The sequence below is a fragment of the Pseudomonas sp. yb_2 genome, assembly GCF_043103905.1.
Lineage (GTDB): Bacteria > Pseudomonadota > Gammaproteobacteria > Pseudomonadales > Pseudomonadaceae > Aquipseudomonas > Aquipseudomonas alloputida.
The window spans coordinates 1-620 of the sequence record NZ_JBICKH010000018.1; the positions used below are offsets into that span (position 1 = coordinate 1).

General features: G+C 50.2%; 2 rRNA genes. Both read right to left on the bottom strand.

Features of this window, described 5'->3' with window-relative positions:
* Window positions 1-169 precede the first annotated feature (169 nt).
* Window positions 170-285 (bottom strand): 5S ribosomal RNA (gene rrf, locus ACF8FB_RS04270).
* 109 nt (window positions 286-394) lie between these two features.
* Window positions 395-510, bottom strand: a 5S ribosomal RNA gene (gene rrf / locus ACF8FB_RS04275).
* Window positions 511-620 lie beyond the last annotated feature (110 nt).

A 620-nucleotide genomic window follows, 5' to 3' on the forward strand; every position in this document is an offset into this window, starting at 1 on the left:
CAACCTTACCAATGAAAGCTACATCACCTCATGTGCCAGCCTGAACTACTGCTACATGGGTGAAGAGCGCAATGTGAGCGCCACGGTCAGCTATCAGTTCTAACCGATATTGAAACCCGGAAAAGACAAAGCCCCTGTCTGCATCGCAGACAGGGGCTTTGGGTTTGAATCTTGACGATGACCTACTCTCACATGGGGAAACCCCACACTACCATCGGCGATGCATCGTTTCACTGCTGAGTTCGGGATGGGATCAGGTGGTTCCAATGCTCTATGGTCGTCAAGAAATTCTGTGTGCTGGCCCGTCCCTAGGACGTGCCTGCGAATCTCTGTAGTTCCTACTTAAAGACAAAACCCCTACCTGCATGTGCAGATAGGGGTTTTGCGAAATGAATCTTGACGATGACCTACTCTCACATGGGGAAACCCCACACTACCATCGGCGATGCATCGTTTCACTACTGAGTTCGGGATGGGATCAGGTGGTTCCAATGCTCTATGGTCGTCAAGAAATTCTGTTGCCGGAATGTCCAGATGGACAGCCCAGCGAATTCGGATATGCGATATTTGCGAAGCTCTTGTGTAAAGCACGAATTTTCGGGTCTTTCGTCTTCACCACC